Genomic DNA, 15,252 nt, shown 5'->3' with positions numbered 1-15,252 from the left:
GGGCGCGCAAGCCGCGCCCGCGCTTGCCGCTGCCTTATTTGTTGCCGATGTTGACCGACTGCGCGTTGAGCATGCCGGCCTGGCCCTGCACGATCGCGCCGGTCACCACGGTGGTCGCGCCACCGCTGGAATTGCCGACATTGACCGACTGATGGTTGAGCATGCCGGCCTGTCCCTGCACGACGGCGCCCACCGCGACATTCGAAACGCCGCCGGTGGAGTTGCCGATCTTCGCCTGCTGGTTGTTGAGCATGCCGGCCTGGCCTTGCACCACCGCGCCCACCGCGACATTGGAAACGCCCTTGCCCGAGGCGTTGCCGATCTCGAGCTGCTGGTTCTGCAGCATGCCGGCCTGGCCCTGGGCGACGGCGCCGACCGCCACATTCGACTTGCCGCCGTTGGAGGCATTGCCGATCTTGGCCTGCTGGTTGTTGAGCATGCCGGCCTGCCCCTGCACCACGGCGCCGACGGCGACGTTGGACTTGCCGCCGTTCTTGGCGTTGCCGATCTGCAGATCCTGGTTGTTGAGCATGCCTGCCTGGCCCTGCAGCACCGCGCCCGCCGCCACATTGCTCCTGGAGCCGTTGCCGTCGGCATTGCCGATCTCCAGGTTCTGGTTCTGCAGCATGCCGGCCTGTCCCTGCTGGATGGTGCCGACGGCGACATTGCTCTTGCCGCCGTTCTTGGCATTGCCGACCGCCATCTTCTGATTGTTGAGCATGCCCGCCTGGCCCTGATTCACGCTGCCGACATTGACCTTGGCCTCGCCCTTCTTGTTGGAATTGCCGAGGTCCAGCGTCTGGTTGTTGAGCATGCCCGCCTGGCCCTGGTTGAGGCTGCTCGCGGTGACTTGCGCAAGTGCCGGCGCGCCGGCGATGGCGAAGCCGGCGGCAATGCCGGCGACGATCATGGTTTTCATGTGTATCTCCCTATAGTCGATCGACACTGCCGGCGCCGGTGATCGACTCTGTCACCTTCGCCTTCCCCTTGTATTCGATATTGCCGGCGCCGCTGATGACTGCCTGCAGGTCGCGCTCGGCATGGACGCGGATGCTGCCGGAACCGGCAATCCTTGCCTGCGCCGCCTGCGCGCGGAAACCGGCGGCATCGATCTCGCCGCTGCCGCCCACGCTTGCCTGCAGGCTGTTGCCGCTGCCATCGGCCTCGATGTTGCCGGAGCCCTTGATCGTCAGTGTCAGCTGCGCGGGTTTCACGTTTGCCAGCGCGATATTGCCGCTGCCGTCGGCGACCGCCTCGATCGCATCGCCGCCGAAGCCCTCGATGCGGCTGTTGCCGCTGCCGTCGGCGACGAGACCGCGCAATGACTTGAGCGTGAGCGTGAGGCGTATGCCCTTGTTGGTCTTGAAGCTGCCCCTGGAAGCAATCACGAGCTGATCGCCCCGGACGCGGACATCGAGCTGCTGCAGCACTTTCGGGTCGGCCTCCACCACCAGCTTCTCCTGCGCGCCCTGGCGGATCAGCAGCTCGCCGGGCAGCGAATACCTGACCCGCGTCACGCCGTCCGCCGCGAAGCTGGCGCTGTCGGCCAGTGCGGGCAGCGCCGGCGATACCAGCGCCGCCGCGATCGCGGCGATGAGGGCGCGGCGTCCCGGCTTCATTTCTTCGACAGGATGCATATCGAGTCTTTCTGGTCGAACACCACGACCGAGTCGCCGTCGTTGCGCTGTATCGTGACCGCATTGGGGCCGCGGTCCTGGTCGGCCCGGAAGCCGGTGCCCTCGTACAGCAGGCGTCCGTTCTGCCAGCAGCGCAGCGTCTGTCCGCCGGCCTTCTTCGGCTCGCGCGCGGTAGGCGCCTGTTCGGACGGCGCGACCGCGCCGGTGTTGGCCGCCGGCGGCACCAGCGCCACCCCCGGCTTGTTCACCGCCAGCTCCGCCTGCGCGCAGGCGGGCAGCACGGCCGCGCCGATCAGCGCAGCGGCGAGAATTGCGTTCCTGTTCGTCATGTCAGCGCACATTGAGGGTGAATGAACCGACGCCGAGCGCCGGGCCGCCCGCCTTTTCGAACACCGACTTCAGCTGCGCCAGCGTCTTGACCTGCACCGGCACATCGATGTCGCCGCCGCCGAGGGTGGGGATCACCTCCGCATACAAGTCCTTGTTGGACCCGAAGCACATGATGTGTTCCTGCAGACCCTTGTTGTTGGCATTGATGCTGAACTGGTTGCCGTTCGGCAGAACCAGCCCCTTCCTGGCCGACACCAGCGCATCCTTGCTGAAGCGGTTCGGGAAGAAGCGCGCGATCTTGCCGGTCTCGTCCTGCATGAAGCAGTAGACATAGGCGTCGCGGTTCGGCACCACCTTCACCGCCAGCTTCTCGCCGCGGCGGAACTGGTTGCCGCCCTTGACCGAATCCACCAGCAGCGCGATCGGGCTGTTGTCCGTGCTCGGCGCCGCCGGCGCGCCCTGCGTGCGCGCGGCCAGCTTTGCGCGTGCCTTGGGCGCGACATCGTAATGATTGGCGTCCAGATAGGCGGTGAAGAACTTGAGGTCGACCACCGCATTCTTTTCCAGGCCGAGCGCTTCCCGATAGGCGGTGATGGCGCGCGTCAGGTTTTCGTCGTTCTCGCCGTTGACCTCGCCGGAATAGACGCCGCGGATGCGCATCTGCTGCTGCCAGTAGGAGACGATTTCGCCATCGCTGTAGAGGCCGGAGTACCAGTCGCTGATTTCGTTCTTCACGGTTTCCGACTGGCTGTTGGCGCCGAGGCAGACCCAGTACGGGGTCTTGGTCAGCTTGCCGAACAGCTCGACCACCGACATCTCGACCAGGTTGCGCAGCGCCTGGGCGGTGCCCTCGGAGCGGGACAGGTTGGCCTGGTAGTTGATGCCGAACTTCTTGTAGCCGGCTTCGCCCTCGACGCCGGAACCCGAACGGACGATGGCCACCGAGTTGCTCGAGGTGACGCCGGACACGATGGACAGGTCCTCGGTGCTCATCATCGTCAGGTCCAGGCCGAGGATGGTGGTGGCGGCGGTCGACGCGCTGCCGATGCCGAAGTTGCCGATGGAAATGCCGCCGCCCTCGGTCTTCTTGGCGACGTTTTCATCCAGCTGCGAAATCGAACCGCGGATACCGTATTTCGGCGTGAGCTGGAACAGGTTCTTCTTCTCGGCTTCCTTCATGAAGCCGATCAGGTTGCTGGAGTCGGAGCCGTAGGCGATCAGGCGGATGGCCTTGCTGCGCTTGGTCATCTCGGACACCGCCGAGATCAGCATGTCGCGCGTGCCGGCGCTGACCTTCTTGGTGTTGTCGCTCAGGTCCTCGCTGATGACCACCAGGTCGCGCACGCCATACATGAGGAACATGTTGTCCATGCAGCGAAGCGCCGACGTGAAGCCGGTGATGTTGCGCAGGGGCGCCTGTTCGGGGCCGGTGCGCATCGCCGCGGCCGCGGTGTTGGCTTCCTTCTTGACGGATTCCTCGGTCGTCACGCACGCGGTCAGGCCGAAGGCCAGGCCGAGTGCCAGTATCGCTGCTTTGAGTCGCATGCTGTTCTCTCTACGTCTGGTATGGGTTGCGCTGGCTTACTTGCAGTTCGCCATGTTGATCACAGGGCCGGTCACGATGGTGGTCGACTGCTTGCCGAACATGTCCTTGATGCCGCTGTTGCTCTTCTTTTCGTTGCTGTTGATGTTGACCGTGCCGCAGTTGTCACCGCCGCCGCTTCCACCGCTGCCGCCGCCGATCTTCTGGCCGTCGAGCATGGAGTTGCGCTTGGATTTTTCCTTGCCGATCTTGGCGTTGATCTCCACGCCCATGTCCATCTGCTCCGGGTTCACGACCGGAGGCGGGGCTGCGTGCGCAAGGGAAGAAATGGCAAAAAGCAGTGCGGCGCATGCGCCCACTGCGTAGGGATGATGCTTGTTCATGTAACGGCTCCGGCAAACCGCGTGGTGGATGGAACGTCAAAACCAACACGGGGCCAGCGGCCCCGTGTGATTCAGGTCGGCTTATTCAGCGTTGCCGACGTTGGCTTTCTGGTTGTTGAGCATGCCGGCCTGGTTCTGGCTGACATTCTTCAGCTTGACGTCGGACTTGCCGCCGTTGGCCGCGGCGCCGACCTTCAGTTCCTGGTTGTTCAGCATGCCGGCCTGGTTCTGCGTCACGTTGCCCATCGTGACCTTGGACTTGCCGCCGGAGGAAGCGTCGCCGATCGACAGCTTCTGGTTGTTCAGCATGCCGGCCTGGTTCTGCTTGATTTCACCGACGGTGACCTTGGACTCGCTGCCCTTGTCCTTGGCGTTGCCGATGGAGGCGGACTGGTTGTTGAGCATGCCGGCCTGGTTCTGGGTGATGCCCTTGGCCTGCACGTTCGACTTGCCGCCGCCCTTGGCGTTGCCGAGGTCCAGTGTCTGGTTGTTCAGCATGCCGGCCTGGTTCTGCTTCAGGTCGTCGGCGCTGACCTTCGACTCCGAACCGGTTTGTGCGAAAGCGGCGCCTGCGAACAGGGTGGCGACTGCAACGGCGATCAGTTTTTTCATCTTCTTCTCCCTCATTAAGTTGTCAGCGGTCTGCTGGTTTTAATACGTCCTGTGACGTGATTAATTATCTGCACCTACCACATCTTTTTTCTTTAAACCATCGCTCGCTGCAAGCGCCGAGTGACTGTGTGGCAATGTTCCGATAACTGCGCGCATGATAAACTCGTTGCCATACCGATACAAGTTACCGGCGGTCACACTCCTGCAGCCTAATTGCAACAACTTGTAACTAAATTCTACGCAGCTGTATTCATCTCTTTTAATGATCGCGCTTAAAACATCGAGGACCCCCATGCGCCACTCCGTCTTAAACGCCAGCAGAACCATCGTTCTTCTTCTTGCCGGTTGCGGCCTCGCCGCTCTCGCCGGCGCCCAGGAAGTGAAATCCTTGCGCGGCAAGCCGAGCAGCGACCAGATCCTGCAGGCGCTGACGCCGGCCGGCAATGCCGATGCGCCCGCTGCCCCCGCGCCCGGCGTGCGCCGCCGCGGCCTGTCCCTCAACAGCAGCGAAGAAGCTGCCGCGCCGGCGGAACCGGCCGCTGCCGCACCGGCGCCGGCGCCGGCCACGATGGCTGCCGCGGCGGCGAGCGCCAACACCGCGCCGCGTCCCGTCGTCGCTGCCGCGCCGGTGCAGCAGCGTGCCCAGCGCGCGCTCGATCTCGACATTCAGTTCCAGTTCAACTCGGACCAGCTCACCAATGACGGCAAGGACGTGCTGGACCAGCTCGCCGCCGCGCTGAAGTCGCAGCAGCTCGCCGCGGCCAACCTGGTGATCCTCGAAGGCCACGCGGATGCGAAGGGCAGCGCGAATTACAACCAGGCGCTCTCCCTCAAGCGCGCCCAGTCGGCGCGCAGCTACCTCGCCACGCGCCACGGCATCGCCGGCGCCAAGCTGCGCGCGGTGGGCAAGGGATCGAGCGAACCGGCGGACCCGAACAATCCGGAAGACGAAGTCAATCGCCGTGTGCGCGTCATCGTGGACATGTGACCGCCGCGCTGCGTCTTCAGTGATTTGCATGAGGCTGTGACGCTGTCGCAGCCTTTTTTCTGCCCGGAGAAATCGTGCCGAACCTGTTTCCGATAACGCGCTGGGCCATGCTGCTCGGCCTCTTGATCGCATGCGGCGCCCATGCGCAAGGCTACCTGCAGCAGCTGCCGCAGCTGAATGAAGAAGAAATCGCCGCGCGCCGCGCGCCCGGCTTCGACGCCTATCGGCTGCGCGGCAACGACCGCACCGTGGTGCTGGATTTTCCAAGCGTGCGTGAACAGGGTCAGGCCTTCGGCCGCATCGTGCTGTTCATCGAACGTCACGGCGCGCCGCGCAACCGGGTGTTGAGCATGGCCGAGGCGGACGACTGGCTCGCGCGCAATGGACAGCGCCTCTACACGCTCACCTATGGCAACAATTTCCGCACCGAAGAACTGGCGCGCTTCTTCAACGCGGTGCGGCGCCAGGGCGACCGCCTCACGCCGGACGAGAAATTCCTGCATGACTGGCTGCTGCGCATGCAGCTGCTCAGACCCGACGGACGCGACGTGACCGCCGGCGCGGCCGCCATCGTGATCACCGTGCCGCAGCCTTCCACCGTCGATGGTTGCGCGCCATGCACGGTGCTCGCCGAACATCGTGCCGCCATCCTCTCGCATGAACTCGCGCATGCCCGCTTCACCACGGATGACGCCTACCAGGCGCGCGTGCTGCGTTTCTGGGCGCGCGAGATGGGCGACAGCGCGCGCGAACGCTTCACCGACTTCCTGCGCAAGCGCGGCTATGACGCCGACAACGATGAGCTGCTGGCCAACGAAATGCAGGCCTTCCTGATGCACACGCCGCACGCGGCACTGTTCAGCGCGAAGGAGGTCGGCCTGACGGAAGAAGAGCTCGCCGATCTGCGCAAGCGCTTCGGCGCCGGCCTGCCCGGGCCATCCATGTGACCCTGGTCATCGGCGGCTGTCGCGCCCTGGCGACAGCCGCGCGTGACCCGCGTCACTGTCCGCTGCCCGTCAGGTAGAACGCCGACCAGAAATACGGGTGCGGGTATTTCTTCATCACGTCGAGTTGCGCCAGCCGCAGCGCCTCGGCCTTCGGATGCGAGGCGAGCGCTTCATAGAAACGGATCATCAGCTGCGAGGTCGCCTCGTCGTCGACCTGCCACAGGCTGGCCACCACATTGCTCGCGCCGGCATAAAGGAAACCGCGCGTCAGGCCGACCACGTCGTCGCCGGTATTGATCTGGCCGAGACCGGTCTCGCAGGCCGACAGCGTGACCAGATCGGCGTCGAGACGCAGGCCGTAGAGTTCGCTCACGGTCAGCTTGCCGTCGTTGTCGCCGTCCCTGGCGAGCAGCAGGTGCGAGTCGAGCGGACGCCTGGCATTGAAGATGCCGTGCGACGCGATGTGCAGCGCCGGATAGCGGACGCCGTCGGCCTTGAGCGCGCTTTCGCTGGCGTGTTGCCGCATCAGCAGTCGCGCCTGGCCCGCGCGCTGCGCGATCTTCTCCGCCTCCACCTGGGCACTGGGCAGATCGAGCTTGGGATCGCCGAGATCGGGATTGCCGAGCACCAGCATCTGGCGCGCAATGCCGGGCTTGCCCTTGCGCAGATACTTGAGCACGGAAGCGCTCGGCAGCGCGCGCAGCGCGTAACGCTCGAGCAGGTATTTCCGGCCGTCGTGCAGTGCGCTGAATGGTAGATAGTGCAGGGCGCCGTGCGGCACGATCAGCAGCCGCTGGCTCTTTGCCAAAGGGCCTTCGAGGGGCCGCAGCAGGCTGTCGTACAGTTTGCGCGCCAGCGTCGCCGCCTGCGGATCCATCTGATCCACCAGCTCGCGGAAGCGGCGGATGTCCTCGTCCAAACCGGCGGCCTCCAGCCTGAGCATGCGCACCTCGCCGCCCGCATACACCGTGGCGTACAGCAGCTGCCCCTGGTAGTAGTACTGCACCAGCGCCTCGTCGGCCGGCAGCAGCGCACGCAGTTCGGCGAGCGGCAGCGAGGACACCGTGACCAGCGACCCGAGTTCGGGCGCCGCGCTGCGCAGCCGGCCGGCGGCGCGTGCGGCGGCCGCGCGCTGGCCCTGCTTGCCTTCCTGCGCGCTGACCGGCACCTGCGCCGTCAGCTCGGCCTCGGCCTCATCGAACTCGCGTGCGGCGTCGGCCGCCGCGCCCGCCTGCAACGACGCGACCTGCTTCGATGCCAGCATGTCGACCAGGGCGCGCGACTTGGCGCGCTCGATGTATTCGAAGGCGTCGGCGCTGCGCTGCCTCGCATACAGCACGTCGACCAGCCGCTCGTAGACCCGCTGCTTGTCGCCGACGAAGCCGATCTTGCTGGCTTCGGTATGAATGGTGGCGCGCTGCTGCTCGATCACCTCGATGGCCTTCTTGTAGAAGTCGGCGGCTTCATCGCTGCGGCCTTCGCCTTCCGCGATCAGTCCGCGCTCGAACAGAATGATCCAGTAGATCTCGCCGTTGTCGCGCACCTGCGGAATCGCCAGCAGCTGGTCGTAGCCTGCCTTGGCCTGCCCGGTCTGGCCGATGCCGCGCAGCGCCCGGTTGGTCATGAACGCGCGCGGCAGCTCCTGCCAGGTCCAGTTGTTCTTGCCGGTGACGACTGCGCCGCTGACCAGCCGGTCGAGGAAGGCATGCACCGAAAACAGCCTGTCGCTCGCGATCGCATCGAGCGTCTTCTGATAATTGCCGAGCGCCATGTGCGCCCGCGCCAGTGCCATCGCCTTCACCGACACATAGCCATTGCCGCGCAGGGTGAAGGTACTGACTTCTTCCAGCTGCCTCGCGTATTTCTCGCCTTCTGCGCGCTGGCCGCCGAGGGTGGAGGCCATCGACAGCAGGGCCAGTCCCTCGAGCTCGATATCGGCGTCATCGCCGCCCTCTTCCTTGAACCACGCCAGCGCCTTCTTCGCTTCCTCGGCGGCGGCGGCGAAGTTGCCGAGCTCGAGCTGCGCCTCGCCCCGCATCAGATGCAGCACCGGCGTGGCGTCGTCGAGCCCGAACAGCCGGGTGCGCAGGTCTCCCCTGGCGAGGTTGGCCGCCATCTTGTCCAGGCACTCGAACAGCTTCGCATAGCGCTTGGTCCTGGAATAGGCGAAGCACAGCGCGTGCAGATCGCGCGTCTTCAGCGGCCCCCGCGCCGCGTCCTGCTCCAGTGCCAGCCTCAGCTCTTCATAGCGGCCGCTGCCGGCAAGTTCGACCTGTTCATTGCCGGAGATGGCATGGCTCGGGACCGGCGCGCCGAGCGCCATCGCAAGTACGAGAGAAAAACGGGTGAGCGTACGCATGACGATATTCGCGTGCAGGCAGCAGAAAGCAAAAGGCCCGGCTGGTGCCGGGCCCGCAGCGACTCAGAACCAGTAGCCGAGATTGAGCGTGAAGCCCTTGCTCCTGGGCGAGAACAGATAAGTCGCGCCCGCCCGCAGGAAGCTGCGCGCCGAGGACGCATTCTTGTTGGTGCCGAGCGTGACGCCGATCTCGTCGTAGCCTTCGTTGTAGAGCTTGGTCCCGGTATAGCGCGTGTCGATCAGCGAGTATTCGATCGACATCTTCCTGCCGAAGACGTTGACCGGCTGCGAGAACATCACGCCGTTGCGGAAGACCAGGTTCTGGATGTCTGGGTTGTACGAGTAGCCGCCGGCTTCCAGCTTCAGCGTCTTGTAAATGCCGACCATGTTGCCGATCGCGATGTCGTAGCCGCTGCCGCTGATCACGTAAGCGCTCGTGAGCGCGGCGGACACCGCCTGGCCATAGGCGCCGAGATCCTTGGAGCCGGTCGCGCCGTAACCCGCGGACGGCGTGATCGTCCATTCGTCGTTGATCGGCAGGCGGTAGGCGACGCCGAAGCCGAGGTTGTAGGCCTTGGCGCTTTCGACCGATGTATAGGTCAGCGGCAGATTGAAGATCAGCTGGCGGCGCGGATCGATGTCGGAGCGGATGGTATACGACAGCGGAATCGTGACGCTCGTATTGCGAAGTCCATCCTGCTTGATCGAGCTTACGCGTGCCCCGATGCCGATCAGATTGCTCGCGTTGTCTTCCTTCGTCCCGGCGTTGCTCACCAGGCTGGTGAAGCCGTTGGCGAAATCGTTCGCCACCATCTGGCCCATCAGGCTGTTCGGATTGCCGGCGATCGGATCGTTGGCGGACTCGGCGACCAGGCGCTTCATGATGCGGTTGAGGATGCCGCCGCCGTTCTTCTTCATGAAGTCGGAGAAGGCTCGCCGGCTTTCCTCGCGTGTCGCGCCGTGGAATTCCTCGTGAATGTTCAGGTCCGGCACATGAAGCACGAGGAGCGAAGACTCGGCGACAGGATAGGAGACCACCATCGGCAATCCGCGAAAATCGATGTGCATCGCCGCGGCTTCGACACCGGTGTAATTGCCGAAACGGGTGTGCAGGCTTTCAAACCTGGGAAAGTTGAACACGTCCTCGGCGCTGGACAAGCCGAAGGACCGCGTTTCCGACGACAGCCCGGACACCGTGCCGGTCACGGTAAACAGATCCGCCGCTGCGGCTGCCTGCATGAACACGAGCCCGGCGGCTGCCAGCACGATTTGTTTTAAACGCCCTTGCTTGATCCGCACTCTTCCTCTCCCATGTTAAAAGTCTTAAAGACGCCGACCCTGCTGTCTTTTCGTCATGCTTGCGAGTTTAACATTGGGTTTAAGAAAGATTGCTTATCCTCAATCAGAATTTTACGGTTTCCCGAATACGGGATTGAAAGTGTCTTTTTGCCGCTGATCCGGCCAAAAAAAAGCCCGCGGCCGGCGGCCACGGGCGAAAAGTCGACTTCTTTGGAGACACGACGGCCCGAAGTCTAATAAGCAAGTGTGTCAGGATCATGACGGCAGTGGCCGTCAACGAAGAAACGAAAAAGGGGGGGAGAAGCTTTTGAATGGCGCGGCTGGCGGGGATCGAACCCACGGCTTTAAAATCAAGCACTTAGATTCGGCTGGGTGTTACTCTTGTAATGTATAAGTGTAACAAAACCGGCACTGACACCGCTAGTCTTTCGCAAAAATGCACAACTACTCTCTTATTGCCCGAAAGGGACACTTACAGGGACAGCGCCAGTCAAAGAAGGAAATAGCCCACGAGTCGCTAACCGCGACTCACAGCCCTGCTAGCGAGACGGCTGAGCAGAAGCGTGAACTGGCAGGCTTCTCGGGACCTATCCTAGCCAAACTGTATTTCCAAGTACGGCTATCGACACTTTGGTTGTTTCGGATCGCTGCCGTCTAGCGTCTGCCTTTCCTACACCGGCAACTTTGGTCCATAATGCCCTGTAACAAATCCTCCTGCACAACACCCGAATGCCCACTTTAACTCGCAACGAAGTCCGTCGCCGACTCGCCCTGTTTGCAAAGCAATGGGCCGAAGCAAAGTCTGAGAAATCGCAGGCCCAGACATTCTGGCTTCGTTTTTATGAGTGTTTCGGCATTCGGGCCGAATCTGCCACAATCTACGAGCAATCGGTTAAGAGATTGGGCGGGGATCAGGGCTTCATTGACAGCTTCATTCCAGGCAAGCTTATCGTCGAACACAAGAGTGCTGGAAAAGATCTGGATGCGGCATTCGACCAAGCCAGCACTTATTTTCTTGCACTTAAGGAAGCCGAGCGTCCCCGTTACATAATCACGTCAGACTTTGCACGCTTTCGCCTTTACGATCTTGGAAGCGGCCAGCGGTATGAATGCACACTTGCGGAGCTTCCCAAGAAAGCCGACTGGTTTAGCTTTTTGTCGGATGAGTCCCCAGGCGAGGTCTTAGAAGAATCGCCAATAAATCGAGAAGCAGCGTACCGCATCTCGCGACTTCACGAAGCACTGCTACAGGCTAAGTTCAAGGGTCGCGACCTAGAGGTCTTTCTGACCCGTTTGCTTTTTTGTCTGTTTGCCGACGACACCGGGATCTTTGGGGCGAATGGCCAGTTTAGGAGATTAGTTGAATCGACGCGCCCCGACGGGAAGGATCTGGGTGCCTCATTGGCGGAGCTGTTTCAGGTTCTCAATCAGCCAGTCGAGGAACGGCAATCCAGCCTAGACGAAGCCCTCGCGTCCTTTGAATACATCAACGGGAGTCTGTTCGCAGATAATACGCGTATCCCAGCGTTCAACCACGAACTTCGTACGCTCCTAATGGAATGCGTGACCCTTGATTGGAGCGGGATTTCACCTGCCATTTTTGGGGCTATGTTTCAGGGGGTGCTGGAGGAACACGAGCCTGCTGAGTCTCGGAAGGCATCACGCCGAGAGCTAGGAGCCCACTACACAAGCGAGCGCAACATTCTACGGGTCATCGATCCGTTATTTATGGACGATTTGCGTGCAGAGCTAGAGGCGGCGAAGCGCAATAAGCCCCGCTTGCAGGCACTCTATAACAGATTGCCAACGCTAACGTTCTTCGATCCGGCCTGCGGCTGCGGAAACTTCTTGGTGATTGCATACCGGGAACTCAGGAGACTAGAGAATGAAGTAATAAGTCTCCTCTTCAACCGAGGCGGACAAACGAAAGGTTTGATTGATGTCGAGCATCTTTGCAGAGTTAGCGTAAACCAGTTTTATGGCATTGAAATAGACGAATCAGCAGCGCACATCGCTAGAGTGGCCCTGTGGATCACAGATCACCAGATGAACATGGAGGCTGCGGCGTTATTTGGCACGACGCGCGCAACTGTTCCACTTGTTGCCAGTCCGACAATCGTGTGTGCGAACGCCCTTCGCACGAACTGGCATGAAGTCCTAAACGCAGCGAACTGCGACTACTTGTTCGGAAATCCTCCCTTCGTAGGAAAGAAAGAACAAACACTCGAGCAAAAGAACGACGTAGCACCGCTTTTTCGAGACCTGAAAGGAGCGGGCGTCCTTGATTATGTTTGCGCCTGGTATCTGCTAGCCGCTGTCTACCTTAGAAGCAATCCCGGCATAAAGGCTGCGTTTGTTTCCACCAATAGCATTACGCAGGGTGAGCAGGTGGGCGTCTTATGGAGTCACTTGCTGTCGCAAGGGATACACATCCATTTCGCACATCGCACGTTCCGTTGGAGCAACGAAGGTAAAGCGAATGCTGCAGTTCATTGCGTCATTATTGGATTTGGACTAAGAGAAAGCGCAAATCCTCGGATCTTCGACTATTCCAAAGACCTGAAGGGCGAAGAAGCTCCCATTGTAATAAAGGCAAAGCGCATCAACCCATACCTCGTTGATGCACCGGACGTTTGCCTAACAAAACGGACCCAACCATTATGCGTAGTCCCCGTAATGAACTACGGGAGTATGCCAATCGATGACGGACACCTCATTTTATCGCCGGAGGATCGCCGAGCGTTCGTTGCCGAGTCTCAGCTGAACAAAGCTTTGATTCGTGAGTACATGGGCGGGGACGAGTTCATTAACGGCCACAAGCGTTACTGCCTATGGCTCGTGGACGCGCCGCCTGCAGCTGTCAAGCAAAGCCGTCTCGTTATGGGGCGCCTGGCTTTGTGCAGGAAGTTTCGTGAAAATAGCGGCCGCGGCACCACCAAGAATCTAGCAGATTACCCCGGCTTGTTTGGAGAGATTCGACAGCCAGATAGCAGCTATCTGTTGCTCCCCAAGGTGTCGTCAGAGAACCGTGAGTACATGCCGATCGGTTTTATCAAGCCAACCGTGATTGCAAATGGTAGTGCGCTCATAGTTCCCAATGCCCGGCTCTACCATCTAGGAATACTTACCTCTGCAATGCACATGGCGTGGATGCGCGCCACGTGCGGACGGCTGGAAAGCCGGTATCAGTACTCGTCGAGCATCGTATACAACAACTTCCCTTGGCCGGACGGTGTAACGGAGAAGCAGTTCGCGGAGATTGAGACAAGAGCACAAGACATACTCAATGCTCGCGCCCTATTTCCCGACGCAACACTTGCAGACCTTTATGACGTGAATGCTATGCCGAAGGAGCTGCGCGTCGCGCACAAAAAACTCGACAACGCGGTTGATGCTGCCTACCGTTTTAAGGGTAGCGACAACGACCCGGCTCGTGTTGCTTATCTCTTCGAGATGTATCAGAAGCTAGCTAGCCCGCTAGTCACTGTTGCTACTAAGACCAAACGTCGAGCTGTGGCTTAGCAGCTCGAAAAACGCCTCGACTTGACTGCATCTTGGGCACGGGGACGTGCCCGCTATACTCACACCTAAAGTCGATTGGCTTAGCCGCGGTACTTCCAAGAGACTAGCGCCCTCTATTTCCCCCGCGGGTCCTTAAGGTCTTAACAACTCTTCTTTTATCATGCACATTACCGGACTGCTAGGAAGGCCGCAATGGCACTCGCAAGTCCAATCATTGTCCCAATCAACCATTGGTAATGCGTACGTAACCACTCCGACAGGCTACTTTGCGTCGTTGGCACTGAGGGCTCAACCAAGGGAGTAGTAGAATCTGCGGCATGCACTGCATACTCCCCGCACTCCGTGTAGTGCCCTGTCTCGTGCACCCTGTAAGCATCGCTCCAGTACTTATCGTACTCACCTCGCGTTAGAGGAGTTCGCGGGAATCCTTCGTGGACCGTCGTAGGCTCGAACAAAGCAACTTCGGGGCACTGCCGATTGAGGATAAAGTTGTTAGTCCCACCTATCTTGCTTGGTGTCTCGCCAAGCGTTTGTATAACAGGCGCTAGCAGTCCTGCCCTAGTGTTAGCTTCGCCGCGAGGCCAATCCGCACCGAGGGCTAGAGTCTGCGCTCGACGCTCGCATCTGGCGAGAAGAGGACAGCGGAGTGGTAACCCGCTACTTCTCGACTTTTCTAGATAATCCTCTTTGCTATGCAACATCTTGACTCAATCCTTGCTCGTCGTTCGCCCGTAGGCAGCTTCAGATGGAGTCTAAGTTATGCCCGTTCTATTGTCACGTGACGCCCTACCTGTAATGCTCTATCGAGGCTTGCCTACATCAACAGGTCCTGACGCGTACTTCGGCGAAGACGAAAAACGCCTCGGATTATTGAAAGCTTAAAAGTTTCAACTTTTGACCTACCCGCAACGAGTGCCTGGAAACTAGCTCAAAAGGTACTTGACCTTCTTTATGACCTAGCCCAGAATAGGCACTATAACTTATGAACCATCTGGGGCCAAGCATGAGCCACATTGCGTATTACCGAGTATCGACCACAGACCAAAGCATTGAAGCTCAACGTGCAGCACTGGCCCAAGGACACAGGATAGATCGGGAGTTCAAGGACGAGGGTGTATCAGGTGCCGTACTTGCCGCTGATAGGCCAGGGTTCAGCGCCCTACTCGATTACATCCGGGAGGGTGACGTTCTGCATGTGTACGCAGTAGACCGGCTAGGCCGGGACGCTATCGACGTGCAGAGCACAATCCGCGCATTGCTCGCCAAGGGTGTAACCGTAGAGATTCGGGGCCTTGGCCAGATTGCCAAGGGTGTCGGGGAGTTGATTATCGCCGTGCTTGCTCAGGTCGCGGACATGGAGCGACAACGTATCCGGGAACGTACAGCAACGGGCCGGGAACTAGCTCGTGCAACCCTCGCCGCGACTGGCAAGACCCACCGTGGCAAGGAGAGCCTCGGCAGGCCAGCGATTGGAAATGCCGAAGCCGTGCGGGCATGGCGCACGGAGCATAGCGCCAGCATTAGACAGACAGCGGAGCACTTTAAACTGTCTGAGTCCACTGTCAAGCGGTACTGCTCTACGGCTTGAATACAGCCCCGGTTAGCGATTTTTTGACGAGGAGGGCACCGGCC

13 protein-coding genes are annotated in these 15,252 nt (G+C 60.7%); 4 read left to right on the top strand and 9 right to left on the bottom strand.

Annotation, left to right across the window (positions count from 1 at the left end; genetic code table 11):
• Positions 1 to 34: 34 nt before the first annotated feature.
• From NCCP691_RS08930 to NCCP691_RS08900, 7 genes are all read right to left on the bottom strand, one after another.
• Positions 35 to 919 (bottom strand): hypothetical protein, encoded by an 885-nt coding sequence (locus NCCP691_RS08930; RefSeq protein ID WP_220807921.1) that lies wholly within the window; start codon positions 917 to 919, stop codon positions 35 to 37.
• A gap of 10 nt (positions 920 to 929) precedes the next feature.
• Complete coding sequence (locus NCCP691_RS08925) at positions 930 to 1,637, bottom strand: head GIN domain-containing protein (RefSeq protein WP_220807920.1); 708 nt, start codon at positions 1,635 to 1,637, stop codon at positions 930 to 932.
• Entirely contained in the window at positions 1,616 to 1,966 is a 351-nt protein-coding gene (locus tag NCCP691_RS08920) for a hypothetical protein (protein ID WP_220807919.1), read from the bottom strand. Before NCCP691_RS08920 ends, NCCP691_RS08925 begins: the two co-directional genes overlap by 22 nt.
• 1 nt (position 1,967) lies before the next feature.
• On the bottom strand, positions 1,968 to 3,512 hold the full coding sequence (locus tag NCCP691_RS08915; protein WP_220807918.1) for a DUF4384 domain-containing protein: 1,545 nt from the start codon (positions 3,510 to 3,512) through the stop codon (positions 1,968 to 1,970).
• Positions 3,513 to 3,548: 36 nt separating this feature from the next.
• Positions 3,549 to 3,893 carry a hypothetical protein gene (locus NCCP691_RS08910; protein WP_220807917.1) on the bottom strand — a complete coding sequence of 115 codons (345 nt, stop codon included), beginning with the start codon at positions 3,891 to 3,893 and terminating at the stop codon, positions 3,549 to 3,551.
• A gap of 81 nt (positions 3,894 to 3,974) precedes the next feature.
• Positions 3,975 to 4,505, bottom strand: a complete 531-nt coding sequence (locus NCCP691_RS08905) for a hypothetical protein (protein WP_220807916.1) — start codon at positions 4,503 to 4,505, stop codon at positions 3,975 to 3,977.
• A gap of 60 nt (positions 4,506 to 4,565) precedes the next feature.
• Positions 4,566 to 4,799, bottom strand: coding sequence for a hypothetical protein (locus tag NCCP691_RS08900; protein ID WP_220807915.1), 234 nt, complete (start codon positions 4,797 to 4,799; stop codon positions 4,566 to 4,568).
• Here NCCP691_RS08900 and NCCP691_RS08895 point away from each other — a divergent pair.
• Together NCCP691_RS08895 and NCCP691_RS08890 are read left to right on the top strand one after the other, a co-directional pair.
• A complete protein-coding gene (locus tag NCCP691_RS08895; protein WP_220807914.1) occupies positions 4,798 to 5,493 on the top strand; it encodes an OmpA family protein in 696 nt (231 codons plus the stop codon). The two genes, NCCP691_RS08900 and NCCP691_RS08895, sit on opposite strands and share 2 nt — an antisense overlap.
• 74 nt (positions 5,494 to 5,567) lie before the next feature.
• Positions 5,568 to 6,440, top strand: a complete 873-nt coding sequence (locus tag NCCP691_RS08890) for a hypothetical protein (protein WP_220807913.1) — start codon at positions 5,568 to 5,570, stop codon at positions 6,438 to 6,440.
• A 52-nt stretch (positions 6,441 to 6,492) separates the two neighbouring features.
• Here NCCP691_RS08890 and NCCP691_RS08885 read toward each other — a convergent pair whose 3' ends face one another.
• Positions 6,493 to 8,799 (bottom strand): CHAT domain-containing protein, encoded by a 2,307-nt coding sequence (locus tag NCCP691_RS08885; protein ID WP_220807912.1) that lies wholly within the window; start codon positions 8,797 to 8,799, stop codon positions 6,493 to 6,495.
• A gap of 63 nt (positions 8,800 to 8,862) precedes the next feature.
• Positions 8,863 to 10,038: a hypothetical protein gene (locus tag NCCP691_RS08880; RefSeq protein ID WP_220807911.1), complete on the bottom strand. Its 1,176-nt coding sequence runs from the start codon at positions 10,036 to 10,038 to the stop codon at positions 8,863 to 8,865.
• 789 nt (positions 10,039 to 10,827) lie between these two features.
• Here NCCP691_RS08880 and NCCP691_RS08875 point away from each other — a divergent pair.
• Together NCCP691_RS08875 and NCCP691_RS08870 are read left to right on the top strand one after the other, a co-directional pair.
• Positions 10,828 to 13,620 (top strand): class I SAM-dependent DNA methyltransferase, encoded by a 2,793-nt coding sequence (locus tag NCCP691_RS08875; protein WP_220807910.1) that lies wholly within the window; start codon positions 10,828 to 10,830, stop codon positions 13,618 to 13,620.
• A 982-nt stretch (positions 13,621 to 14,602) separates the two neighbouring features.
• A complete protein-coding gene (locus tag NCCP691_RS08870; RefSeq protein WP_309295115.1) occupies positions 14,603 to 15,208 on the top strand; it encodes a recombinase family protein in 606 nt (201 codons plus the stop codon).
• The last annotated feature ends 44 nt before the right edge of the window (positions 15,209 to 15,252 follow it).

Source organism: Noviherbaspirillum aridicola (assembly GCF_019656455.1).
GTDB classification, from domain to species: domain Bacteria; phylum Pseudomonadota; class Gammaproteobacteria; order Burkholderiales; family Burkholderiaceae_D; genus Noviherbaspirillum; species Noviherbaspirillum aridicola.
This window is presented reverse-complemented; position numbering and strand designations above follow the sequence as displayed.